Annotated in this window: 18 protein-coding genes; 3 read left to right on the top strand and 15 right to left on the bottom strand. The window is 76.8% G+C overall.

Annotation, left to right across the window (positions count from 1 at the left end):
- Positions 1 to 1,755 precede the first annotated feature (1,755 nt).
- Positions 1,756 to 2,703, top strand: coding sequence for a nucleoside hydrolase (locus tag BMY88_RS17200; protein WP_091946216.1), 948 nt, complete (start codon positions 1,756 to 1,758; stop codon positions 2,701 to 2,703).
- Positions 2,704 to 2,713: 10 nt separating this feature from the next.
- Here BMY88_RS17200 and BMY88_RS17195 read toward each other — a convergent pair whose 3' ends face one another.
- On the bottom strand, positions 2,714 to 3,403 hold the full coding sequence (locus BMY88_RS17195; RefSeq protein WP_091946213.1) for a GAF and ANTAR domain-containing protein: 690 nt from the start codon (positions 3,401 to 3,403) through the stop codon (positions 2,714 to 2,716).
- Positions 3,404 to 3,541: 138 nt separating this feature from the next.
- Here BMY88_RS17195 and BMY88_RS17190 point away from each other — a divergent pair, with 138 nt between their 5' ends.
- Positions 3,542 to 4,039, top strand: coding sequence for an ATP-binding protein (locus tag BMY88_RS17190; protein WP_091946211.1), 498 nt, complete (start codon positions 3,542 to 3,544; stop codon positions 4,037 to 4,039).
- Positions 4,040 to 4,051: 12 nt separating this feature from the next.
- Here the strand turns inward: BMY88_RS17190 and BMY88_RS17185 are convergent, their stop codons facing one another.
- The 14 genes from BMY88_RS17185 to efeU form a co-directional block, all read right to left on the bottom strand.
- Entirely contained in the window at positions 4,052 to 5,668 is a 1,617-nt protein-coding gene (locus BMY88_RS17185; protein WP_091946208.1) for a GTPase, read from the bottom strand.
- The gene (locus tag BMY88_RS17180) at positions 5,665 to 7,365 is read right to left on the bottom strand and encodes a P-loop NTPase family protein (protein WP_091946205.1); all 1,701 of its coding nucleotides are present in this window, start codon (positions 7,363 to 7,365) and stop codon (positions 5,665 to 5,667) included. The genes BMY88_RS17185 and BMY88_RS17180 overlap by 4 nt, the downstream gene beginning before the upstream one ends.
- 29 nt (positions 7,366 to 7,394) lie before the next feature.
- On the bottom strand, positions 7,395 to 8,051 hold the full coding sequence (locus tag BMY88_RS17175) for a PilZ domain-containing protein (protein ID WP_091946201.1): 657 nt from the start codon (positions 8,049 to 8,051) through the stop codon (positions 7,395 to 7,397).
- A 133-nt stretch (positions 8,052 to 8,184) separates the two neighbouring features.
- Complete coding sequence (locus BMY88_RS17170) at positions 8,185 to 9,438, bottom strand: GGDEF domain-containing protein (protein ID WP_091946198.1); 1,254 nt, start codon at positions 9,436 to 9,438, stop codon at positions 8,185 to 8,187.
- Positions 9,439 to 9,519: 81 nt separating this feature from the next.
- Positions 9,520 to 10,221 carry an NYN domain-containing protein gene (locus tag BMY88_RS17165; protein WP_244524750.1) on the bottom strand — a complete coding sequence of 234 codons (702 nt, stop codon included), beginning with the start codon at positions 10,219 to 10,221 and terminating at the stop codon, positions 9,520 to 9,522.
- A 131-nt stretch (positions 10,222 to 10,352) separates the two neighbouring features.
- Positions 10,353 to 12,440, bottom strand: a complete 2,088-nt coding sequence (locus BMY88_RS17160; RefSeq protein ID WP_244524749.1) for a putative bifunctional diguanylate cyclase/phosphodiesterase — start codon at positions 12,438 to 12,440, stop codon at positions 10,353 to 10,355.
- A 141-nt stretch (positions 12,441 to 12,581) separates the two neighbouring features.
- Positions 12,582 to 14,201: an acyl-CoA dehydrogenase family protein gene (locus BMY88_RS17155; protein WP_091946190.1), complete on the bottom strand. Its 1,620-nt coding sequence runs from the start codon at positions 14,199 to 14,201 to the stop codon at positions 12,582 to 12,584.
- A 50-nt stretch (positions 14,202 to 14,251) separates the two neighbouring features.
- Positions 14,252 to 14,638, bottom strand: a complete 387-nt coding sequence (locus BMY88_RS17150; RefSeq protein WP_091946188.1) for an SRPBCC family protein — start codon at positions 14,636 to 14,638, stop codon at positions 14,252 to 14,254.
- Entirely contained in the window at positions 14,635 to 15,918 is a 1,284-nt protein-coding gene (locus BMY88_RS17145; RefSeq protein WP_091946185.1) for a competence/damage-inducible protein A, read from the bottom strand. Before BMY88_RS17145 ends, BMY88_RS17150 begins: the two co-directional genes overlap by 4 nt.
- A gap of 33 nt (positions 15,919 to 15,951) precedes the next feature.
- Entirely contained in the window at positions 15,952 to 17,472 is a 1,521-nt protein-coding gene (locus BMY88_RS17140; RefSeq protein ID WP_091946183.1) for a serine/threonine-protein kinase, read from the bottom strand.
- Positions 17,473 to 17,572: 100 nt separating this feature from the next.
- Positions 17,573 to 19,171 (bottom strand): protein kinase domain-containing protein, encoded by a 1,599-nt coding sequence (locus tag BMY88_RS17135; RefSeq protein WP_091946181.1) that lies wholly within the window; start codon positions 19,169 to 19,171, stop codon positions 17,573 to 17,575.
- A gap of 146 nt (positions 19,172 to 19,317) precedes the next feature.
- Positions 19,318 to 20,700: an iron uptake transporter deferrochelatase/peroxidase subunit gene (gene efeB, locus BMY88_RS17130; RefSeq protein WP_091946178.1), complete on the bottom strand. Its 1,383-nt coding sequence runs from the start codon at positions 20,698 to 20,700 to the stop codon at positions 19,318 to 19,320.
- A complete protein-coding gene (efeO, locus tag BMY88_RS17125; protein ID WP_091946176.1) occupies positions 20,700 to 21,854 on the bottom strand; it encodes an iron uptake system protein EfeO in 1,155 nt (384 codons plus the stop codon). The genes efeB and efeO overlap by 1 nt, the downstream gene beginning before the upstream one ends.
- Complete coding sequence (efeU, locus tag BMY88_RS17120) at positions 21,841 to 22,824, bottom strand: iron uptake transporter permease EfeU (RefSeq protein WP_091946173.1); 984 nt, start codon at positions 22,822 to 22,824, stop codon at positions 21,841 to 21,843. The genes efeO and efeU overlap by 14 nt, the downstream gene beginning before the upstream one ends.
- A gap of 170 nt (positions 22,825 to 22,994) precedes the next feature.
- On the opposite strand from efeU, the gene BMY88_RS17115 reads away from it, so the two are divergent.
- Positions 22,995 to 23,987 carry a cyclase family protein gene (locus BMY88_RS17115; RefSeq protein WP_244524748.1) on the top strand — a complete coding sequence of 331 codons (993 nt, stop codon included), beginning with the start codon at positions 22,995 to 22,997 and terminating at the stop codon, positions 23,985 to 23,987.
- Positions 23,988 to 23,991: the final 4 nt, after the last annotated feature.

Raw genomic sequence — 23,991 nt, 5'->3', positions numbered from 1 at the left:
CGGCCCCCGGAACGCGAGAGGCGGGCGCCGCCCGGGGGTCCCGATCGCCGGCGGAGCGATCGGGACCCCGGGCGAACGCCCGCCTGGGGGTGCGGGTGCGGACCGGGGTCCGCGGGCCGGGGCCGGGGCGCCGTTCCCGCCTCGCACCCTGCGACCGGTCTGCGGCGACTCCGCGCTCCGCGGTCCGGGAGCCGGCGCCGCGTCGGCCAGGTGCGGCAGCCGGTCAGATACCCGTCCACGGGTACCGGCTGGACCTGTCGTCCATTCCGCGGACGGCCCCGGGTCGCCCCGTCGAGCGCTCCGCCGGCCGTCTGCGCCTCCCTGGAGGGTCCGCGCGCCGCTGCTCGAGGCAGGGCCGGCGGGGGGTCGAGGCGCGTACGTGGTGCGGTGCGGTCGAGGAGGCGGTGCGGGGGGTGCACCGTCGGGAGTGGGCCGGGGGCGCCTGGCGTGCGGGCCAGGGGAGGGAGGAGTCGGCGACCAGGGTCGTCGGTCGCGGCCGCGGAGTGCGACCGGTCGCGGCGGGGGCGGTGCCGGGAGGACGGCGGCCGGGTGGCCGGAGGTGCTGTCGGGAGGACCGGGCTAGGGAGGGGATCCCCGGATCCGGCACGGGGCCGGGTCGCCGCGCGTCCGGGCGCGGACGGGGCTCCGGGTGCCGGCCCGCGGGCCGGGAGCCTCCCGGATCGGCCAGCCGGACGGCGCTGGCAGTGCGGGGCAGGGCTCCGGTCGGACGGCAGGCCATCCGGTGGGCTCCGATGCCCGAGGCTGCGACGCCCGGGGTGGCCGGGCGGGAGCCCGGAGGAGGTGCGACCCGGCCGCCCGAGGGCGGGGGACCGGGAGAAGCGCCGCGGCGGGGGAAGACGCCGCGGGCTCGTTCGGGGGGATGCCGGGCAGCCCGGCCGCCGCGGTGGCGGGGAGGGGCGGCAGCCGGAGGCTGTAGACCCGCGGCTGGGGCGGCACGTTCCAGGCCAGGTGGGCGCCGGTGGGACCGGCGCCCCAGAGGGCGAGCCGGCGGACGCCGCGCCGCAGCCGGGCGCGCAGGGGCGCCGACGGCACGGGCTCGGGAACCGGCGCCGGAGCGGGCCGGTTCCACGCCAGGTGGGCGCCGCCGGGTCCCGCGCCCCACAGGGCGAGCCGCCGGGCCAGGCCGGAACGGCGCTGCGGCGTGGGAGCGGCCGGCCGGTCCGGGCTCCCCGCCGGCCGCCACATGGCGGACGCGGGGGTGCTGCCGGCACCGGCCGGGGGGACGGCGGCGGGCGCCGGCGGCCGCGGGCGGAGCTGCGGAACCGGCCGGGCCGCGGGGAGCGCCCGGCGGCCACGCGCGCTCGCCGCGGAGTGCACGACCGCGCGGCGCGGACGCGGCCGCCCCGCCGGCGGGCGGGCCTCGGCCCGCTCGAGGACCGCGAGCAGGCCGCTCGGCGAGTGCTCGCCGGAGGACGGCGAGGAGCTGGACCCGGGGGTCCGTCCGATCGCCATGGGTCCTCCTGAAGTAGTGACCGCGACAGGGGGGGAAGGTGCCGCGGACAAGGAGAAAGGTAGGCAGCGCAGGCCCTCCGGAGGGCCTGCCGGGACACCTCCCGGCGGGCGCGTGACCGAACCGTTGCGACGGGCTCCCGGAGGGGCCGACGACCCCGCTCCCGGACCGGTTCCTTGTCGACTCCCGACGCCCTCCCGAGCGTGGACGCCCGGATCGGGGACGTCGGTCATCCCGGGACACGGCCGGTCGCCCCCGGCGTGTCGACCGGTCAGGATGGGCGGGTGGAGCCGACCCCCCTGGTGATCGACACCGACCCCGGCATCGACGACGCGGTGGCGATCCTGCTGGCAGTGGCCAGCCCGGAGGTCGACCTCCGCCTGGTGACCACGACGCACGGGAACGTGGACCTGGCGCAGACCACGGAGAACGCGCTGCGGGTGCTGCACCTGGCCGGCCGCGCCGACGTGCCCGTGGCCGCGGGTGCCCGGGCCCCGCTGGTGCACCCGATGGCCGAGCGCGCCGGGCACGTGCACGGCGCCGCGGGGCTGGGCGGGGTCGAGCTGCCCCGCTCCCCCGCCGCGGTCGACCCGCGGCCCGCGGTCGTCGCGCTGGCCGACCTGCTGCTGGCCTCGCCGCGGCCGGTCACCGTGGCGGCCATCGGGCCCCTGACGAACATCGCGCTGCTGCTGGCCGTGCACCCCGAGGCCGCCGCGCGGATCGGCCGGCTGGTCGTCATGGGCGGCTCGGCCGGCGCCGGGGGCAACGTCACCGCGGCGGCGGAGTTCAACGCGTGGGCCGACCCCGAGGCGGCGCAGGCGGTGTTCTCCTCGACCGTGCCCACGGTGATGGTGGGCCTGGACGTCACGCTGCCGACCGTGCTCGGCGAGTCCGGCGTGGCCCGGTTCGCGGCGGCCGGCCCGCTCGGGGCGACGACGGCGGCGATCCTGCGGCAGTACATGGACGTCTCCCGGCGCCGCTACGGAGTGGACGGCGTGGTGGTGCACGACGCCCTGGCGCTGACCGAGGCGATCGTGCCGGGGACGCTCACCACGGCGCCGCGCGACGTCGTCGTCGACACCGGGCTCGGCGTCACCCGGGGGCAGACGCTGGTGGACCGCCGGGACCCCTCGGGCTCCCCGACCGCGGTGCACGTCGCCGAGCGCGTGGACAGCGCGGCGGCCGTCGAGTTCCTCGTGTCCCGCCTCGCGGCCCTGGCCGCGCGGAGCTAGTCGTGCGGAGCTAGTCGCGCCGCTGGGTGGAGGCGACGACCCCCACCGCGATGTCGCGCAGCTTGCGGTTGCCCCGCTGGGAGGCGGCGCGCAGGATCTCGAACGCCTGCTCGGCGTCGACGCCCTGCTGCGCCATGAGCACGCCCTTGGCCTGCTCGATCACCGCCCGGGACTCCATCGCGATGCGCATGTTGCGGGCCTGCTCGCCGAGCTCGTGGTGCGCCTCGGCGTTGGCGACGGCGACCGCGATCGCCTCGGCGACGTCGGTGGCGACCGACAGCGACTCCGGCGAGGCGAAGGCGGCCGGCTCCGCCGAGTAGTTGTTCAGCGCCCCGATGACGCCGCCCTGGTAGGGCAGCGGGATCGACAGCGAGCTGCGGACCCCGATCGCGGCCGTGCGCACCACGTAGTCGGGCCAGCGCTGCTCGGTGAGCATGTCGTCGATGCGCAGCACGACCCCACCCCGGCCGGCGTCCAGGCACGGGCCGTAGCCCTCCTCGTACTGCAGCTCGTCCGCGGCCAGCGCCACCTTGCCGGAGAAGGCCGCCGTGTAGGGCTGGTCGCCGCGGACGAGGGTGATCGACGACGCGTCCGCGCCCGGGATGCCGCGCCGGGCGATCCCCGTGATCTGCTCCAGCGTCTCGCCGAGCGCGCGCTCGGCCAGGACCACCCGGGTCAGCTCCCGCAGAACGTCCTCCACGGCGCAGAGTGTGCCCCAGACGGGCGGTCTCGACGGCCGGATCGGTGCCCGCCGCTGCGAGACCGGCCCGCGTCGGTCAGGATGGGATCCCGGCCGGTACCGGGAATCGGGGCCCGGGATCAGACGCGAGGGGGAGCGATGGGGCAGGAGGCGTGGCCGCAGGCGTCCGTCCCCTCCGTCGCCGGCGACGTCTGGCACTGGCAGCTGGAGGCCATGCACGTCGTCTCCCGCGTCCGGTCGGACCTGCGGGCCCGCGTCGCGCACCCGTCGGTGAGCTCCACCTCCACCGAGGATGCCCGCGACGGCCTGCTGCTGGTCTTCGAGGAGCTGGCCTCCAACGCGCTGCGCCACGGCGGCGGCGCCGTCCGCGCCCTGGTGGTGGCCAACGACGAGGGCTGGCTGCTCGACCTCAGCGACGAGGCCCCCGACTCCCCGCCGATCCCGGCCGTGGACCGCGACCCGTCGATGGGCGGCATGGGCCTGCACCTGGTGGCGCAGCTGTCGGTCGACTACGGCTGGGAGTGCCGCCCCGGCCGCAAGCACGTCTGGGCACGGCTCCCCTCCGGATTGCGCGCCGTGCAGACCCCGCAGGACCAGGTGCCCGCGCCCCGCTCCCCCCGCATCCCGCGCAACTGAGCGCAGCGCCGCTCAGCCGGCGCGGGCCAGGGCGGCGGCGAAGCGGTCGTGGTCGGCGCGGACGTCGGCCATCGGCGCCAGCAGCTCCTCCTCCCCCACCGCGGCGACCGCCGCCCGCAGCCGGAGCTCGGCCCGCCGACGCCGGCGCCGGGCCCGGACGCGCACCAGCGGCCGCGCGAGCAGGGCGAGCAGCGCGCCGGCCAGCAGCCCGCCGCCCAGCAGCAGCGTGGGCAGCGGGATCCCCTCGACCCGGGGCAGCGGCACGACGTCGTCCAGCTGGAGCAGGCCCAGGCCGACCAGCGCCAGCAGCCACAGCACCCCGACGAGGGCGACGGCGGCCAGCAGCCACTGCAGGCCGCCGGTGGCGCGCTGCCACAGCGGCGTCCGGCGGGAGCCCAGGTCCGTGCCGGCGACGGCGGCGTCGAGCCGGTCGGCCAGCCGTTCCTCGGACACCTCCACCTCGCGGCGCAGCGCGTCGGCCCACGGGCGGGGCAGGCCGGCGCCCGCGGTCTCCCGCGCGGCGCGGACCGCGGTGGAGAGCGCTGCCCGCTGCACGGCGCCGGCCGGGGGCAGGGACGTGCGCGCCGGCGGGGCTGCGGGACCGGCGCCGGCCGGGGCGTCGTCGAGGTGCAGCCGCCGCAGCGGGTCCGGTCGCAGCTTCCGGCCCCACCGCACCAGCGGCCACCCGGTCACCGCGGCGCCGTCCCGGCGGACCGACCGCTCGACGGCGGCGGCCACCACGGGCACCCCGGCCGCGCCCGCGAGCGCATCGGTCAGCCGTTCCCGCTCGGCCCGCCCGGTGCCGGCGGCGCCCCCGCGGTCGCCGGCGCAGCAGCGGCGCAGCTCGGTGGCCGCGGCGGTGACGTCGGCGCCCAGCCGCTCGGTGGCGGCCTTGCGCGCGGCGACCCGGCCGACCAGGTCGTGGCGCAGGTCGCCCAGACCCGCGCCGGTGCGCGCCGACACCGCGAGCAGGGGGGTGCCGGCCAGGCCCTCGCGGTCCAGCAGCCCGCGCAGGTCGGTGACGCAGGCGCGCGCGGCCTCGGGGTCGAGCCGGTCGATCTGGTTGAGGACGACGAGCAGCACGCCGGCGTGCCCGGCCAGCGGCCGCAGGTATCGCTCGTGCACGGCGGCGTCGGCGTACTTCTCCGGATCGAGCACCCAGACCAGCACGTCGACCAGCCCGACCAGCCGGTCGACCTCCAGCCGGTTCTCCAGCCGCACGCTGTCGTGGTCGGGGAGGTCGAGCAGGACCAGTCCGTCCAGGGCGGGGTCGGGTGGGTGCCGGTGCCGCCGGGGCACCTCGAGCCAGTCGAGCAGCCGGTCCTGCGGCTCGTCGCCCCACACCGTGGCGTGGGCGACGCCGGTGGTCGGCCGGCGCACGCCCGGGCTGCTCACCTCGGCCCCGGAGAGGGCGTTGAACAGCGTCGACTTGCCGCTGCCCGTCGCGCCGGCCAGGGCCACCACGGTCGCCTCCCCTAGCGCCGTCCGCGCGCCGGCCTTGGCGAGCAGGGACCGGGCGCGGCCCAGGGCCGCGACCTCCTCCGGGCCCTCCAGCCGCTCGGCGGCCACGTCCACCGCCTCGCGCAGGCCCGCCAGCCGGTCGGCCAGGGGCGCCTCACGTCTCCTCACCGGCCCGCCCGCACGGCCCCGGCCAGCCCGGCGGCCGCGGACCGGAGCCCGGCGGCCGCGTCCTCGGCGGGCGCGGCGTCGGCGATCCGCAGGTCGAAGCGCTCCTGCTCCGACCGCAGCAGGCCCGCGGCCCGCCCGCGCAGGTCCTCCCGGGCCCGGTCGGCCAGCGCGCGCACGGCGGCGTCGCCGAGCACCGCCTCGAGCAGCCGCTGACCCACCGCCGTCGTCCCCCCGGCGACGGCGACCTCCCCACCGGTCAGCCCGCCGGTGGAGGCGAAGACGGCCACCATGACCACCGCGCCGGCGCCGTTGACCCCCCACGACAGCAGCCGGGCGCGGGTGCGCCGGTCGGCGCCCTGGTCGCGCACGAGGTCCAGCACGCCCCCCTGCCAGTCCCGCACCTGCGCCGCGGCGGCCTCGGGGAAGTCGGGGGAGACGCGGGACAGCGCGTCGGCGTCCTCGGCGAGCAGCGCGGCCCCGCCCGGCAGGGCCCGCCACGCGCCGACGGTGCGCTCGGCGGCCCGGTCGGCCTCGGCCCGCAGCAGCGCCGCGATGCCGGTCTCCAGCGCGCCCGTGAGGTCCTCGGTCGGGCTCGGGCGGCCGGTGAGGGCGGCCGCCAGCCGGTCGCGCAGCCGGCCCACGCGGGTCTGCAGGCTCCGCATCCACTCCCCGGCGCCCACGAACTCCTGCCAGCGCGCGAGCACCTCCCCGCGCAGCAGGGTGCCGCTCTCCACGCCCTCGTCGACCGCCTCGCAGGCGCCGGTGTACGCCGCCTCCGCCGCGGCGTGCAGCTCCCGGCCGGCGGTGCGCTGCTCCTCGACCGCGGCGGCGATCCGGGCCACCCGCTCCTCGAGGCTGGCCAGCGCCCCGGTCAGCGTCTGCCGGACGACGGCGGCGCGCTGCTCCCGGTCCGCCGCCAGCGCGTGCAGCCAGTCGCGCAGCGGGGCCACCTGCTCCTCCGACAGCAGGCCGCCGGACGGCGCCCGCTCCTCGACGACGAACAGCCGGGCGGCCGCCAGCCCGGCCCTGCCGAGCATGCCGCTGAGGTCGGTCGCGACCTCCGCGACGGCCTCGGGGGGCACGCGGTCCAGCACGATGGCCAGGGCGGTGCCGCGCTCCTGCGCCGTCCGCAGCACGTCCCAGGGGACGGCGTCGGCGTAGCGCGCCGCGGTGGTGACGAACACCCACAGGTCGGCGGCGCCCAGCAGCTGGGCGGCGAGGTCGCGGTTGGCGGTGACGACGGAGTCGACGTCGGGCGCGTCGAGCAGCGCCAGCCCCGCCGGCACCGCCGGGTGCGCCACGAGCTCCAGCGTCCCGGGGCCGCCCGGCCCGCCGGTGACCCGCGCCAGGCCGGGCAGCACCCGGTCGCCGGCGAAGGCGGCGGCATCGGCGGGCGAGCAGACGAGGACCGGTGAGCGCGTGGTCGGGCGCAGCACCCCCGACGCCGTGACCGGGGCGCCGACCAGGCTGTTGACCAGCGTGGACTTGCCCGCGCCCGTGGAGCCGCCGACCACCGTGAGCAGCGGGGCGTCGAGGTCGCGCAGCCGCGGCAGCAGGTAGTCGTCGATCTGGTCGACCACCGCGCGGGCGGCGCGGCGGGCCTCGTCGCGGCCGGCCGTGGCCAGGCCGAGCGGGGCGGTGGCGACCCGGTCGCGCACCTCGCGGAGCGCGTCGGGCAGCGGGGCGGGGGACGTCACCGGTGCGGGATGCCCCGAACCGGCGCCGGCTACCCGCCGGAGGGTCGGTCGACGGCGCTGCGGGCGCGCTCCTCGCGCAGCCCCTGGAACACCCGGCGGCGCAGCCGGTCCTGGTCGCGCTCGGCCGGGTCGAGGAAACGCAGGCTCATCAGCCACTCGCCGGTCCGGCCGCGCGCCCGGACGACCTCGCCGCGGTACCGCGCGACGCCGTCCTCCAGGTGCACGGTCACGCCGAGCCGGGTGCCCGGCTCGGGCGGGGTGCTGCCGTGGCCGTCGACGAGGACCTGGAGGCCCGCCTCGCTGAGGTCCCGCGACTCGCCGCTGAGGTCCAGGCCGCGCAGCGAGACGGTCACCGGCACGCTGACCCGGCAGCGGACGGCCGTGCGGCGCTGCTTGTCGATCGCCGGACCGCCGACCGCCAGGTGCCAGCGGGGGGCGGCGCCGTACTCGACGCGGGTGACCACGGCGGGCAGCGCCCGTCCACCGGCCGGGCCATGCCAGAAGACCTCGACCGTCTCGCCGACGGCCACCACGTCCTGCCCGACGTAGTCGCCGACCGACGGGCGCACCACGATCGCGTGCTCGCCGGCGCCCTCCACCCGGGCGTTGACCGACAGGCCTCGGCCCACCGACGTCACGTCGGCGGCGCTGTCGGCCACGGGGTGGTCGACGCCGGGTTCGGTCATGGCTGCTTCCTGGTCGTGAGGGGCGCGGGCGGGCCGCTGCGGCGGGAACGGGCGCGGAGGCTCCGCAGACAGGAACCGTATCCCGTGCGGAACGACTCCGTCCGGTACCCCTGGGGCTTCTCACCCCGGGGGGTCAGCGGGTCGCGTCGACCTGCTCGGCCGGCGCTCGCGGGCCGGGCAGCGGGGAGCCGACGGCGTTGCGCGTGGCCTTCGCGGCGTAGAGCCGCTCGTCGGCCCGACTCGTCAGCTGCTCGGGGGTGAGCCCGGCACCGGCGGCCACGCCGAGGGACAGGGTGAGCTCGCCCCGGTCGAAGCCGGGGAGCTCCAGGGCCGCGACGGCGACGCGCAGCTCCTCGGCCAGGTCCGCGGCCCGGTCGGCGTCGGCTCCCGGCAGGAGGACGGCGAGCTCGTCGCCGCCCAGCCGCGCCACGAGGTCACCCGCGCGGACGCGGTCCATCAGCAGCCGGGCCACCTCCTGCAGCGCCGCGTCGCCACCGGCGTGCCCGTGCCGGTCGTTGACCTGCTTGAAGTGGTCCACGTCGATCACGACGACCGCCACCGGGTCCCCGCCCTCGGGCGCCGCGGCGCAGGCGGCGGCGAGCTCGGCGTCCCAGCGCCGGCGGTTGGCCAGGCCGGTGAGCGGGTCCTCCAGGCTCAGCCGCTCCAGGCGGTCGAGCAGCGCCCGCGTGCGCTCCCGCTCGCGCAGCAGGCTGACCCGGGTGGTGAGCTCGCGGGAGCCGAGCGCATGGCGGACGGCGTGGGTGACGGTGGCCACCACCGAGGCCGTGGTCAGCCAGAACACCACCGCGACGACGTCGACGTCCGGGATCCCCCGGGGGGCGAGGAGCACGGCGCCGCCCAGGCCGAGCCACGTGACGGCGGTCAGCATCCCGGTCCAGCGCACGGAGGCGGCCAGCACGCCCCCGCAGCCGTAGATCGCCAGCGACAGGCCCGAGGCGTAGGACTCGGTGTTGTCGACCTGCGCGACCATCCAGCAGATGGCGACCTGCACGGCGACGAGGATCAGCAGGGTCAGCAGCTCGGGGCGCCGGCGGCCGAGCGGCGAGCGCCAGAGCAGGTAGAGGCAGCCGAGCATCGGCACCAGCGCCAGGAGCCGCACGAGGAGGAACTGCGGCGCCAGGCCCGGCTCCAGGTAGCGGTCCAGCAGCGTCCAGGCCGGGAAGACCAGCACCGCGACGACGCCGATGACGAGGCCGGACGCCCGTGCCCGCTGCTGCATGATGCCGGCGACCTCGGCGACCTCGGCGACCTCGGCGACCTCCGCCGCCTCGCGGCCGTCGTCGTCGGGGTCGCGCCCGCCGTCGGCCGCCGGCTCGTCGCCGGCGAGCAGCGCGCCCAGGAGGCGACGGCGGGCGGACTCGGGCACACCCGTCCATCGGCACCGGCCGGTACCCCGCTTGAGGCACGGCCGGGGGCACACCCCCTCGCGGGGGTGAGGCCCGGCCGGTCAGCTGCTGCGGCGGGCGGTGTAGCTCGCGACGAACTCGCGCAGGTTCTTGGTCGGCCGCAGCCAGGCACCGTCCGGCGGGAGGGCGTCGAGGCGGACCCGGTCCAGCGGCACCGCGAACGCGCCCGGCACGTCCTCGATGTCGATGAACCGGAGCAGCTCCGAGCCGATCGCGTAGCCGGCCACCTCGCTGAAGGCGACGACGACGACCTCGGTGCCGGCCCGGACGAGCTCCTCGAGCGGCTCGGCGAAGTTGCGGCCGTCACCGGAGAAGACGACCAGCCGCCGCAGCCGGTGGCTGTGCGCCCGGACCTCGATGTGGTCGAGCATGTCCTGGTCGATGTCGTCGTCGGACTGGATCTTCGGCCGGGCGAAGACGGAGTAGCCGAAGCCGCGCAGCGCCTCGACCCAGCCGCGCATGCTGCCGACGACGGGCGGGATGTTGGCGAAGACGCAGGCCTCGACCTCCGGCGCGTCCGGCGCTCCGTCAGCCCCGCCGACCCCGTTCGCGCCGTCCACGAACCACGCCGCTATCGCGTCGAACCGCGGGCGCGAGGCCGCCGTCGGCCGCGCCCCGATCACCGTCGACAGGGTCATGTCGATGTTCGGCGCGTCCCAGATGAGCAGGTCGAGCGCGGGGCGGGGCCGCTCGTCCGGGAACTGGGCCGGCGCGGCCTCCACCGGCGCGGAGAGATCGGTCACGGGGGCAGTGTGCCCCGTCGGCGTCTCCGGCGGCGCGCCCCCCGGGGAGCGCGCCCGCCGCCGCGCCACCGGTCCGGCCCCCGTGCCGGGGCCCGCCGCGAGTCCGGGAGGGGTGGGGAGCACGGGAGCCTCTATCGCAGGGACCCCGACAGTGCCAGCGCGCAGGAGTCGCCCCCGGCGGCCTCCACCCGCCCGACCCATCCCCAGATCTCGCTCGCCGGCATGGGCCGGGCCAGCAGGTAGCCCTGGGCCAGGTCGCAGCCCGCGTCGCGCACCATCTGCAGGTGCTCGGCGGTCTCCACGCCCTCGGCCACCGACCGGATGCCGAGGGTGCGGGTGAGGGCCACGATCGCGGCCAGGACCGCGCCCTGGCCGCCGGAGGCCAGGCGCTGCGCGGCGGTCAGCAGCGACCGGTCGATCTTCAGCGTGCCGATCGGCAGCGCCATGAGCTGCGCCAGCGACGACCAGCCGGTGCCGAAGTCGTCGATGGCCACCCGGACGCCGGAGTTGCGCAGCACGGAGAGCTGGTCCTCGGCGCGGGTCGGGTCCTCGGCGACGCTGGTCTCGGTGAGCTCGAGGATCAGCTGGTCGGGCGCCAGACCCGAGTCGTGCAGCGCGACCCGGACGTCGCGCACCAGCGTCTCCGCGGAGAAGTGCCGGGCGCTGATGTTGACCGACATCCGCAGGGCCAGCCCGCGCGACGCCCACTCCGCGGCCTGACGCGTCGTCTCCCCCAGCAGCCACCGGGTGATCGGGATGAGCTGACCGGTCTCCTCGGCCACGGAGAGGAACGCGTCCGGGCTGAGCAGCCCGCGCTCGGGGTGCTGCCAGCGCAGCAGCGCCTCGACGCCGTCGATGGCGCCGGTGTCCATGCGCACGACCGGCTGGTAGTGGACGACGAGCTGGTCCTGCGCGCCGTCGCGCAGGGCGTTGGCCACCTCCAGCCGCCAGCGAGCGGCGTCCCGGAGCCCGGGCGAGAACAGGTGGATGCGGTCCCGGCCCGAGCCCTTGGCGGCGTACGCCGCGGCATCGGCGTCGCTGAGCAGCTGGTGCGCCTGGCGCTGCCCGCGCTGCCCGACGGCGACGCCGATGCTGGCCGACAGCGGCACCGAGATGCCCTCGGCCACGAAGGGCGCGGCGAACGACTGCTGCAGCCGGAAGGCCAGCGCGGCGGCCTCGGACATGTCGCACTCGCGGGCGAGCACCAGGAACTGGTCGCCGCCCAGCCGGCCCACCGCGTCGTCCGGGCGGACCTGGGCGGCGAGCCGGGTGCCCACCTCGCGCAGCAGCTCGTCGCCGACCTCGTGCCCGAGGGAGTCGTTGACCGTCTTGAACCCGTCGAGGTCGAGGAAGAGCAGCGCCGTCTGCATGGGGTCCTCGGCGAGCGCCGCCGCGGTCAGCTCGAGCAGGTGACCGCGGTTGGGCAGGCCCGTGAGGTCGTCGTGGGTGGCCCGCCAGGCCAGCTCCTCGAGGTGCCCCATCCGCTCGGTGATGTCGGTGTTGGCCATCACGACCTGCCCGGTGGGCTCCACGCGCGCGGCCTGGAGGCGCAGCCACACCGTCCGGCCGCCCACGGGGTGCGGGAAGTCATAGGTGAACACGGGCGCGGGACCGGCGAGCAGGCCACCCACGCCGGCCGCGATGGCCTGGCGGTCGCTGTCGCGCAGCCCCTGGCTCATCAGGTCCAGGTAGTGGTCGCCGACCTTGCCGCCGTACGCGCCGGACTCCCGCAGCCCCTTCGCGCTGCTGGTCCAGACCCGGTTCATGGTCAGGATCCGCCCGTCGGTGTCGAGCAGCGCCGTGGGCGAGGGCAGCGCGTCGAGGACGGCCGTCAGCAGCCGCAGTTCCTCGGCCTGCTCGGTGCGGGCCCGGCGGTCGGCGTCGACGTCCCGGAAGAAGATCGACAGGCCGAGCGGGTCGGCGAAGGCGCGCACCTCGAACCAGCGGTTCGCCGGCTCGTAGCGGAACTCGAAGCTCCGCGGTTCCCCGTCGGCGAGGACCGCCGACAGCCGGCGTTCCAGCTCGCTGCCGCGCAGCGCGGGGAAGGCGTCGAAGAGGTGCCGGCCCAGCAGATCCTCGGCCCGGCGCTCCACGAGCTCCTCGACCGCGGCGTTCAGGTAGGTGATCTGCCACCCGCGGTCGAGGTGGTAGACGGCATCGGGGACCGTCGCCAAGAGATCGCCCTGCGCGGGCGGAACCACGCCGTCGTCTCGGTGCACTCGCCCGCTTCCTTCTCCCCCTGCGGAGCTCGGTCCCCGTGCTCCGGGCCCGCCGTGCCCGAACGACGGAGGCCCACGACGGCACGGAGTCCGACGCATCTCCGAGAGTAGTGGCACGCCGACGTCCCGGGGCAGGGCGAGTCAGCCGGGCGCGACCACGGCCCGCTCGACGATCCGCCCGACCGGCGTCCCCGCGGGGAGAGTGCCCAGCACGGCGCCCCAGTCGCCGCCCAGCCGGGTGGCGCAGAACGTGCCGGCGACCTCGTCGGGCGCGTACCGCAGCAGCAGCGACGCCTGCAGGCACAGCGCCAGCTGCCCGGCCACCCGCCGGGCCCGCAGGTCCAGGCCGTCGCGGTCGCCGAGCTCCCCCCGGAGCCGCTCCACGGCCGCGTCGTAGCGCGCGTCGGCGCCGCGGGCGAGCTCGAGCTCCGCCGTCACCGCGGCCAGCGACTCGCCGGAGCGGCCCAGTGCCCGGAGCACGTCGAGCGCGATGACGTTGCCCGAGCCCTCCCAGATCGAGTTCAGCGGCGCCTGCCGGTAGAGCCGCGGCATGCCCGACTCCTCCACGTAGCCGTTGCCCCCGAGGACCTCGAGGGCCTCGGCGACGACGCCCGGCGCGCGCTTGCACACCCAGAACTTCGCCGCCGCCCCCGCGAGGCGCAGGAACGCCGACTCGCCGCCGTCGACCGCGGCGGCCAGCCGGATCGCCAGCGCCGTCGCCGCCTCGCTCTCCACGGCGAGGTCGGCCAGCACGTTCTGCATCAGCGGCTGGTCCACCAGCAGGGCGCCGAAGGCGCGCCGGTGCCGCGCGTGGTGCAGCGCCTGCGTGAGCGCGGCCCGGACCGTGGCGGCCGACCCCAGCACGCAGTCCAGCCGGGTCGTGTTGACCATCTCGATGATCGTGGGGACGCCGCGGCCGGCCTCCCCCACCAGCCAGCCCGTCGTCCCGTCGAACTCCACCTCGCTGGAGGCGTTGGCCCGGTCGCCCAGCTTGTCCTTGAGCCGCTGCAGCCGGAACACGTTGCGGCTGCCGTCGGGGAGCACCCGCGGCACCAGGAAGCAGGAGACGCCCTCGGGCAGCTGCGCCAGGACGAGGAACAGGTCGCTCATCGGCGCGGAGGTGAACCACTTGTGGCCGGTCAACGCGTACGTGTCGTCGGCGCACGGCACGGCGCGGGTGGTGTTGGACCGGACGTCGGAGCCGCCCTGCTTCTCGGTCATGCCCATGCCCGCCACCAGCCCCGGCTTGGCCGCCGGCGCGGTGAGGCCGAACGCGTAGCCCGTGCCGGTCAGCCCCGGCTCGTAGACGGCGGCGAGCTCCGGGGTCGCGCGCAGCGCCGGAACGGCCGCGTAGGTCATCGTCACCGGGCAGCCGTGGCCCATCTCGACCTGCGTCCAGCCGAGGTAGCCGGCGGCGCGGCGGACGTGGGCGTGCGGGTCCTGGTCGGCCCAGGGCGCGCCCGCCAGGCCGGAGGCGAACGCCGTCCGCATCAGCTCGTGCCAGGCCGGGTGGAACTCGACCTCGTCGATGCGCGTGCCGTACCGGTCGTGGGTGCGCAGCACCGGCCGGTTCTCGTCGGCCAGCCGGCCCCACTCGCGGGCCTGCTCGCTGCCGGCGACCGCCCCCAGCTCGGCCAGCGACGCGAGGGTGGCGGCGTCCGCGTGCCGCACGCAGGCCTCGGCGAGGGCGGCGTCCCCGGCGATCGGGTCGTGCCCGGCCAGCGGCGGCACCTGGTTGGTGACCTCGTGGGTGGCGCTCATGCGAGCACGGTAGGACGGCGCGGCGTTCCACGTGGAACCCGCGCGCCGGGTCAGCGCACCAGCCGGCGCAGCGCCCAGGACGCCGCCGGGGCGTACCCCAGCACCAGGGGCGCCGGCCCGGACGTGCGCAGCCCGGCGGTCGTGCCGCCCCCCGGGCCGTCGGCGACCCAGTGGTGCAGGTGCAGCCGGAGCGGGCCCACGGCGACCGTCCACGACCACGAGCGGGCGCGCGGGTCGACCGCCTCGATCGTGAAGGGCAGCCGCACGCCCAGCGGCGCGCGCACCCGGCCCCGCGCGCCGGCGGTCAGCACCCGCTCGGCGCAGTCGACGCCCGTGATCTGCGGAGCCCACGCCGGCCAGCGGTCCAGGAACAGGTAGCGGTCCCACACCTGGGCCGGGCCGAGCGGGCCGGTCGCGTGGAGGGTCGTCGTCGTCACGCCGGCGGGCCGCCCAGCAGGAGCTCGCGCAGCATCTGCATCGCCAGGACGACGGAGCGCTCGCGCACCGCCGACCGCGAGCCGGGCAGGCGCACCGACCGCGCCACGACGGCGTCGGGTCCCACGGCGCACAGGTGCACGGTGCCCACGGGCTTGTCGGCCGAGCCGCCACCCGGGCCGGCGACGCCCGTGATGCCCACCCCGACGTCGGCGCCGAACCGGGCCCGCGCGCCGTCGGCGAGGGCCCGGGCCACCTGCGGGCTGACGGCGCCGTGCTCGGCCAGCATCGCCGTCGGGACGTCGACCATCGCCTCCTTCGCCGAGTTGGCGTAGGAGCAGACCCCGCCCAGCACCCACGCCGAGGAGCCGGGGCGCTCGGTGAGCCGGGCGACCAGGAGACCCCCGGTGCACGACTCGGCGGTGGCGATCGTCAGGCCCCGGCTCTCCAGCGCGCCGGCGACCAGGTCGTCGACGGTCGGTCCGGTCGAGTAGAGGGTGTCCCCGTACTCCGCGGTCAGCAGCGCCGCCAGCTCGTCGTACGCCGGCTGGGCGTCCGGCCCGAAGCGGGTGACGATCTCCAGCTCGCCGTCCCGCAGGCAGGTGGTGATCTCCAGGCCGGCGAGCTCGGGCTCGGCGTCGCGCAGGGTGGCCGCCAGCTGGGCCTCCAGCGTGCCCCACAGGCGCACCGTCTCCTGCCGCAGCTCCGCGCCGCCGGCGAGCACCCCGGCCACCGGCGCGGCGGCCAGGGCTGCCGGCCACATGCCCTGCAGCTCCGGCGGCGGCCCGGGGAGGACCACGACCGGCGGGCCGCTGCGCCCCTCGGCGGGCGGCACCACGAGCCCGGGCGCCGTGCCGACCGGTTCGAGCACGGTGGCGCCGGCGGGCACCCGCGCCTGCTTGGCGACGCCCGCGGCCTGGGCGGCCGGGTCGACCCGCCAGCCGCGCCGGGCGGTCAGCCGGGCCACGATCGCGGCGACCCGCGACTCGAGCTCCGGATCGACCTCCGACGGGCGCCCGTGCCAGTCGCCGACCACCTGGGCGGTGAGGTCGTCGGCGGTGGGGCCGAGGCCGCCGGTGGTGATCAGCAGGTCGGCGCCGGAGCCGGCGAGGAAGTCCAGCGCGGCCTGCAGGTCCTCCGGGCGGTCACCGACCACCACGACCGCGGCGACGTCCAGCCCCCGCCGGCGCAGCTGCTCGGCCAGCCACGGCCCGTTGCGGTCGGTCACCCGACCGGTGAGCACCTCGGTGCCGGTGACGACGATGCCCGCGCGCGTACCCACGCGACGACCTTAGGCAGCCGGTGGACGCGCTGCTCAGCCGTTCCCGTTCCCGTTCCCGTTCCCGTTCCCGTTGCCCCGCCCGGCATTGCCGTTGCCGCCCGCGTTCCCGTTCCCGTTGCCGTTGCCGTTGCCGTTCCCGCCCGCGTTGCCGTTGCCTTTGCCGCCCGCGTTCCCGTTCCCGTTGTTCCCGCCGGTGCCCGGCACCGTGGCGGGCACCGGCGGCGCTGCCGACGTCGCCGGCGCGGGGGCCGGGGGGACGGCGGCGACCGTCCCCACCGTGCCGTCCGCGGCGGGCGGCGCCTCGGTCGCGGGCGGCGGCGCTGCCGCGACGGTGAGCGTGACCAGCGTGCCGGGCGCGAGCCGGCCCGTCGGGCCGACCGCCGTCACCAGCCCCGGCGCCGCATCCGTCGTCGTCCCGGTCACGCGCGCCACCTGCAGGCCGAGGCCCACCAGCTCCGCCGCCACGTCGTCGGCGGGACGGCCGACGAACGCGGCAGCGAGCACCTCCACACCCGCGGGCGTGCCGGGCGACACCTCGCTCTCCGCGGCCGCCGCGGGCGGGACGACGGCGGCGGGCCCCCCGACCAGTTGCAGCGCCCCGACGCCGATCCCCGCACCGACGAGCAGGGTGGCCACCGGCAGCAGGCGACGGCGCCGGCGGGCGGGTCCGCCGGTCGCCGGGAGGCGCTGCGTCGGGGGCCGGGGCAGCGGGTCCAGCGGGCGGCCGGCCCGGACGTCGGCGACGGCGGCCCGCACCGCCGCGCCGTCCGAGAAGCGCTCGGCGGGGTCCTTGACGAGCGCGCGGTCCACCAGCCGGCGGACGTTCTCCGGCACGTCGTCGGGCAGGGGCGCCGGAACGTCCCGGATCTGCCGCAACGCGATCTGCACCGGGTTGTCCCCGTCGAAGGCGCGCCGACCGGCCAGGCACTCGTAGGCGACCATGCCGAGGGCGTAGACGTCGCTCGCCGGGGAGGCCTTCCGGCCCTCGGCCTGCTCCGGCGAGAGGTAGGCGGCTGTTCCCACGACCTGCCCGGTGCCGGTGAGCGGGACGCTCGTCGCCGACCAGGCGATGCCGAAGTCGGTGATGCGGATGACCCCGTCGGCGCCGAGCAGCACGTTGCCCGGCTTGACGTCGCGGTGCACCACCCCGGCGGCGTGTGCCGCGGCCAGCGCGGTGGCGGTCTGGTCGACCACGTCGAGCACCAGCTCCAGCGGCGGTCGCGGCTCCCGCGCCAGCCGGGCGGCCAGCGACTCCCCCGCGACGAGCTCCATCACGAGGAAGGCGCAGACCTCGCCGTCGGGGCCCGGGGCCTCGCCGTAGTCGTGCAGCGCGGCGATGTTGGGGTGGTCCAGCCGGGCCGAGACCTGGGCCTCGGCCCGGAAGCGCGCCAGGGACACCGGGTCGTCGGTGTACTCGCTGCGCAGCACCTTGAGCGCGACGGCGCGGCCCAGCCGCAGGTCGCGGGCGTGCCAGACCCGGCCCATGCCGCCGGTGGCCAGCAGCTCGACCAGCTCGTAGCGGTCGCCGAGAACGCGACGAACCGGTCTCCCCACGCGCTGTCCTCCGTCCACCACCCCCGTGCGCTGGGAGGAGTGCCACCGGACGGCCCCGGGGAAACGCCCGATCGGGCCACAGGGGCCCGAACCGCCCGATCTAGGGAACGGCGTCGACCTCCGTGCTCGGCGTGGTCTCCCCCGCCGTCGTGGTGGGCGTGGCGGTCGCGGTGGCGGTGGGCGTCGCGGTGCCCGTGGGCTCCGCGGGCGTCGACGTACCCGTCGGCCCGGCGGGCGCGGAGGTGGCCGTGCCGGACGCGGTCGTCGTGCTCGCGGTGGGGCCGGCGGTCGTGCTCGGCGGCGCGGGCTGGTCGTTCCCCGGCGGGAGCGGCTGGTCGTCGCCGACCACGGCCACCCCGCCGTCGCCCGCGTCGTCCCCGCCGGTGGGGCGGCTCGGGCGCTCACGGGTCGGGACCGCGTAGAAGACGTCGACGTCGTCGCCCGGGTCGAGCCGGCGGCCCGTCGGGTCCAGCCGCGTCACGGCGCCGAACGGGGCGGCGTCGGTGAACTCCGGGTGGCGGTACACGCTCAGGCCGAGCGCCGACAGCTCGGCGGCGACGTCGTCGACGGGCCGGCCCACGTGGTCGGCCGCGGTGAGCACCACCGTCGCGACCTCCTGCGTCTGCCCGGCGGAGACCGGCGAGGGGGGCGGCTGCTCGGACACCGCGAGGAACACGCCCGCGGCGGCCGCCGCGCCGAGGAGCAGGGCGACGACGGGGACCAGCAGCGAGCTCGCGCGCCGGCGGCCCGGGGGCGGGCTGCGGCGCGCACCGGGCGGGTTCCCGGCAGGATCGCGGTCGCCGGAGGGCGGCGGCCCGAGCGGTACCGCGCGCAGCCCGGTGTCCTCCGCCGGGTCCGGCAGCGGCCGCCCGGCCCGGGTGGCGACGACCGCCGCCTCGAACGCGGCCCCGTCGGGCATCCGGGCCGCGGGGTCCTTCGCCAGCGCCCGGATGATCATCGTGCGGACGCCGCTCGGCAGCTCCGCCGACAGCGGCTCCGGATCCTCGCGGAGCTGCTTGAGGGCGATGCTGACCGCGTTGTCGCCGTCGAAGGCCGGACGGCCGGCCAGGCACTCGTAGCCGACCAGACCGAGCGCGTAGACGTCGCTGGCCGGCGTGGCCAGCCGCCCTTCGGCCTGCTCCGGGGAGAGGTACTGCGGGGTGCCGATGACCTGGCCGGTGCGGGTCAGCGGAACGCTGCCGGCCGACCAGGCGATGCCGAAGTCGGTGATCTTCACGCTGCCGTCGGGGCAGACGAGGATGTTGCCCGGCTTGACGTCGCGGTGGACCAGCCCGACCCGGTGCGCCTCGGCCAGCGCGGCGGCGGTCTGCTGCAGCACCGAGAGGGTGGTGTCGGCGTCCAGCCGGCCCTCGCGCCGCAGCATCGCCGACAGCGGCTCGCCCTCGACGAGCTCCATGACCAGGTAGGCCAGGGTCTCGCCGTACTCGGACTCGGTCTCGCCGTAGTCGAAGACCGCGGCGATGTTGGGGTGCGACAACGCCGCGGCGTGCTGGGCCTCCGCGCGGAACCGGGCGAGGAACGTCGGGTCCCCGGTGTACTCGCTGCGCAGGACCTTGACGGCGACCGGCCGGCCCAGCAGCACGTCGGTGCCGCGCCAGACCTGGCCCATCCCGCCGGAGGCGATCAGCCGGCCGAGCTCGTACCGCTCGCCGACGTCCCGCCGCCCCGGCTCCACCACCGTGGTCCCCCTTGCCCCGTGCCCGTGCAGGATCGAGCGGCGCCGTGCCCGGTACCCCGGTGTCCTGCCGCCCGTCCCGGGGACATCCTCCCAGGCGCGGGCCCGCGGCGATACGGGTGTCGCGGGTCTCACCGGCGTGGCGGTGCTCAGCCCTCGAACAGGGCGCGTCCCCACCAGTCGGCGTCGTCGCGCACCCCGGGCGGGCAGGCGAAGACCGCCGAGGAGGTGTGCCGGACGTACTCGTTCATCGCGTCGGTCCGCAGGTTCCGCTGGACCTGCACGAACCCGGTCGCCGGGTCGCGCTGGAACGCGATGAAGAACAGGCCGGCGTCCAGCCGCCCCAGCCCGTCGGTGCCGTCGACGAAGCTGTAGCCGCGGCGCAGGATCGCCGTCCCCGCGTTGGTCGGGTGGGCGAGGAAGACGTGGCTGGTCTCGGGGATGGCGAACTCGCCGTCGACGCGGGCGGTGAAGTCGACGGGGTCGAACTCCTCGCGCTGCCCCAGCGGCGCGCCGCTGCCCTTCGCCCGGCCGATCGTGGCCTCCTGCTCGTTCAGCGTGGAGGAGTCCCACGGCTCGATGAGCATCCGGATCCGCCGGGCGACCAGGTAGCTGCCGCCGCGCAGCCAGGCGGCCCGGCCCCCCTCGGCGTCCTCGTCGCCCACCCAGACGAACCGCTCCAGCGTGCTGGCGTTCTCCGCCTTGAGGTTGTCGGTGCCGTCCTTGAACCCGAACAGGTTGCGCGGGGTCGCCTGGCCGGTGCTGGTGGACGACGTCCGCCCGAAGCCCAGCTGCGACCAGCGGACGCTCACCACCCCGGCGCCGAGCCGGACGAGGTTGCGGATGGCGTGCACCGCCACCTGCGGGTCGTTGGCGCAGGCCTGGATGCACAGGTCGCCGCCGCTGATCGCCGGGTCGATCTGGTCGCCCGGGAACGCGGGCAGCTCGACGAGCGGGCCCGGCCGGCGCGCGGCCAGCCCGAACCGGTCGACGCCGTCGGCGCTCGTGAACAGCGTCGGCCCGAAGCCCACGGTGATCGTCAGTCCGGCCGGCGGGAGCCCGATCGCCTCGCCCGTGTCCTGGGGGACGTCGTAGGCGCCGTCGGGGACCGCTCCGCCCGGGCCCGCGTCCTGCCCTGCGGTCATCCGGCGGGCGGCCGCGGTCCAGTCGCGCAGGAGCTGGATCAGCTCGTCGCGGCTGTCGGTGGTGACGTCGAGCGCGACGAAGTGCAGGCGGTCCTGCGCGGGGGTGACGATCCCGGCCTGGTGCTCGCCGGTGAAGGGCACCGGGTCCGTGGCCGCCGCGGGAGCGCCGGCGGGCGCGGGGTCGGCGGTGGCCCGGCCCAGCGCGCCCCCGGCCGCCCCGCCGGCCAGCACACCCGCCGTGCCGATGCCGAGGGCGCCGAGCAGCCGCCGGCGGGAGAACCCCGCCGCCGGCTGCTCGTTCGACCCGGTCGGGTGACGCCTCGGCTCGGCTCCGTCCGGAGGCTCGCCCCGAGCCTGCGAGGGGTGCGGGGGGACGGGGCCGTCCATCAGCGGTCGGCGACGACGGAGGCGACCTGGCCCACGGACTCCGACAGGGCGGTGATGCTGTCGCTCAGGCCCTGCAGCTGGTCCTCGGTGAGCTGGTCGTGCAGCGTCCACCCGTCGCCCGACCGGTACTGCTCCAGCTCCGCCTCGGCGGCGGCGAAGCGCTCGTCGATCTCGGCGACCAGGTCGGGCTCGGCCTCCTCCAGGAACGGCCGCAGCGCCTGGACGGCGGCCTCGGAGCCCTCGAGGTTGGCCGCGAAGTCCCACAGGTCGGTGTGCGAGTAGCGGTCCTCCTCGCCGGTGATCTTGCCGGTGGCGATCTCGTCGAGCAGGGCCTTCGCGCCGTTGGCCAGCTGCAGCGGGTCGAGCGTCTCCTCGTTCGCCAGCTCGACGATCTCGTTCACGTCCGCCAGCAGCTGGTCGGCGTAGGGGCCCATGTCGGAGACGTCGCCGGCCACCCACAGCGCCTGCTCGATCCGGTGGAAGCCGGTGAAGTCCTGGCCCTCCTCCTGGTCGCCCTCGCGGCCGTCGATCAGCGGGTCGAGGTCACCGAAGATCTCGGCGACGGGCTCGATGCGCTCCCAGTAGGTGCGCGCGACCGGGAACAGCGCCTTGGCGCCCTCGATGTCGCCGGCCTTCACGGCGTCGACGAACGCCGTCGTCCGCTCCAGCAGCGCACCCGTCTGGCTCCGCACGTAGCGCTGGTAGTCCGCGCCGGCCTGGGCGAGGGTCTCGTCCTCGTCCAGCTGCGCGACCTCGCCGGTGACGGTGAGGTCGGCGCGGATGCCGTCGCCGACCATGCCCGGCTTGCACGCGGTCTCGTAGTCACCCGCGGGCAGCTCCACCAGCAGCGGGCGGGTCAGGCCGGGCGCGATGTTCTCCACCTCGCCCATCACCCGGTCGCCCTCGGCGTAGACGTAGAACTCGGTGACCTGCGAGCCCCCGTTGGTGATCTCGAACTCGTGCGTGCCCGCCGACAGCTCGGCGACGTCGACCTCGCAGGCGTCGTCGGAGGCGGCCACCGCGATGGTGTCCGACGCGCCACCGGAGGCGCCGCCGGAGTCGCCGCCGTCGTCGGAGGAGCAGGCGGCCGCGGTCAGCGCGGTGAGGACGCCGACGGCGAGGAGGGGAAGGCGGGCACGGTCACGCACGGACATCTCGGGGGCTCTCCGACTGGGTGGTGGGATCCGGCTGGGCGCCGGGGGTCTGGTGGGCGGCGCCGACCGGCTCGGGCGCGGCAGCGGGCGCCGGGGCACCCGGTGTCGTGCGGACGGCGGGGCCGGGGGTCGTGCGGGCGGCGGGGCCGGCCGGCGGGCGGGCCGGCCAGAGGAAGAGCGCGAGCACGGGCACGAGGTAGGCCAGGTAGGCGACCATCTCGAGCACGGTGGGCGTCGCGGTGATGTTGAACATCCCGGCGATCGCCGCGCCGTACCAGGAGTTGGGGTCCAGAACGCCGGAGATGTCGAACGCGTGGTCGTTCAGGCCGGGCAGGACGTCGGCCTCCTGGAAGTCGTGCACGCCGTACTTCAGGATCCCGGCCGCGACGAAGACCAGCAGCACGCCGCTGACGGTGAAGAACCTCGACAGGTTCACCCGGATGGCCCCGGCGTAGAGGCCGACGCCGATGACGACGGCGGTGGCCACGCCGGCGGAGATCGCGATCAGCGGCTCGGTGTTCGTGTCGGCGCTCTGGGCGGCCGCGTAGAACAGCAGCGTCGTCTCCAGGCCCTCCCGGACCACCGACAGGAACGCGACCCCGGCGACGGCGAGGGCGCCCAGGCCCAGGGCGGTCTCCAGCCGGCCGGTGAGCTCGCCCTTCAGCTTCCGGGCGGTGCGGCGCATCCAGAAGATCATCCAGGTGACCAGGACGACGGCCAGGACCGAGGCGATGGCCTCGAACAGCTCCCGGGACCGGTAGTCGGCCAGCAGGCTCGTCTCGGTGTAGGTCAGCAGGGCGCCGAACACCACGGAGAGGGCGACGGCGGCGGCGACGCCGGCCCACAGGGGCAGCAGCTGGCGGCGCCGGCCGGCCTTGACCAGGTACGCGACCAGGATGCTGACGACCAGGGTGGCCTCCAGGCCCTCCCGGAGGCCGATCAGGAAGCTGGCGAGGAACGCCTGGTCCATGGAGAGTCCGTCCGCGTCGATCAGGGTGCGCCCTACCGACCGGCTGAGGGCAGGCACACCTTACTCACGATCGGTGGCGGCCGACCGGCTGTCGCACGATCGACTCACGCGGGGCTGCGATGCGGACCCGGGGACCGGGCCACTTGCCGAGCCGGGCGCCCACTGTGACGGTGAGCACATCCTGTTCCCTCGACGACGAGGAGACCGACGTGCCCGACGCGCCCGACATGACCGAGGTCCTGGCCGATGCCCCCACCAACTGGGGGAAGTGGGGCGAGGACGACGAGGTCGGCTCCCTGAACTACCTCACGCCCGACGAGGTGCTCCGCGGGATCCGGCACGTCCGGCAGGGGAAGGTGTTCCCCCTGCAGCGACTGATCGGCGATCCGAAGGGCGACCCGGTGTGGCCCGGACGGACCCCGGCCGAGCGGACCCAGGTGCTCGACGAGTCGAGCTGGGACGCCGACGGGGCCCCGCAGTTCCCCGGCGGCCTGCACTACGCCGACGACAAGATCAACGCCTACCTCCAGGGCTCCACGCAGTACGACGCCCTCGGCCACGTCTGGTACGGCGGCAAGATCTGGAACGGCTACGACGCCCGCACCACCGTCGGCGGCATGGACCGCGCCAGCGTCGAGCCGATCGCGCGGCGCGGCGTGGTGGGGCGCGGCATCCTGCTGGACATGGCCCGCTTCCGCGGGAAGCCGACGCTGGACAAGGGCGAGACGTTCACCCACGAGGACCTCGTGGCCTGCGCGCAGGCGCAGGGCGTGACCATCGAGAATTGCGACGTCCTCGTCGTCCGGACCAACTTCCTGCAGCTGTTCCACGAGCAGGGCGACGCGTTCTACGAGGGCTTCAACGAGCCCGGCCTGGTCTACAGCCCGGAGCTGGTGCGCTGGTTCCAGGACATGGAGATCCCCAACCTGGCCACCGACACGATCGCCAACGAGGTCACCTACGACCCCAACAACGGCACCGCCCTGCCCCTGCACTGCGCGCTGATGCGCAACCTCGGCATCGCGCTGACCGAGATCTGCGACCTGGAGGAGCTGGCCGCCGACTGCGCCGAGGACGGCCAGTACACGTTCCTGTGGGCCGCCGCGCCGCTGAAGATCCACCTGGCCGCCGGGTCGCCGGCCAACCCCCTGGCCATCAAGTAGGCCC

It is taken from the genome of Trujillonella endophytica (assembly GCF_900110555.1).
Classification (GTDB): Bacteria; Actinomycetota; Actinomycetes; order Mycobacteriales; family Geodermatophilaceae; genus Trujillonella; species Trujillonella endophytica.
Note: the sequence above shows the minus strand (reverse complement) of the source record. Positions and strands in the feature narration are given on the sequence as shown.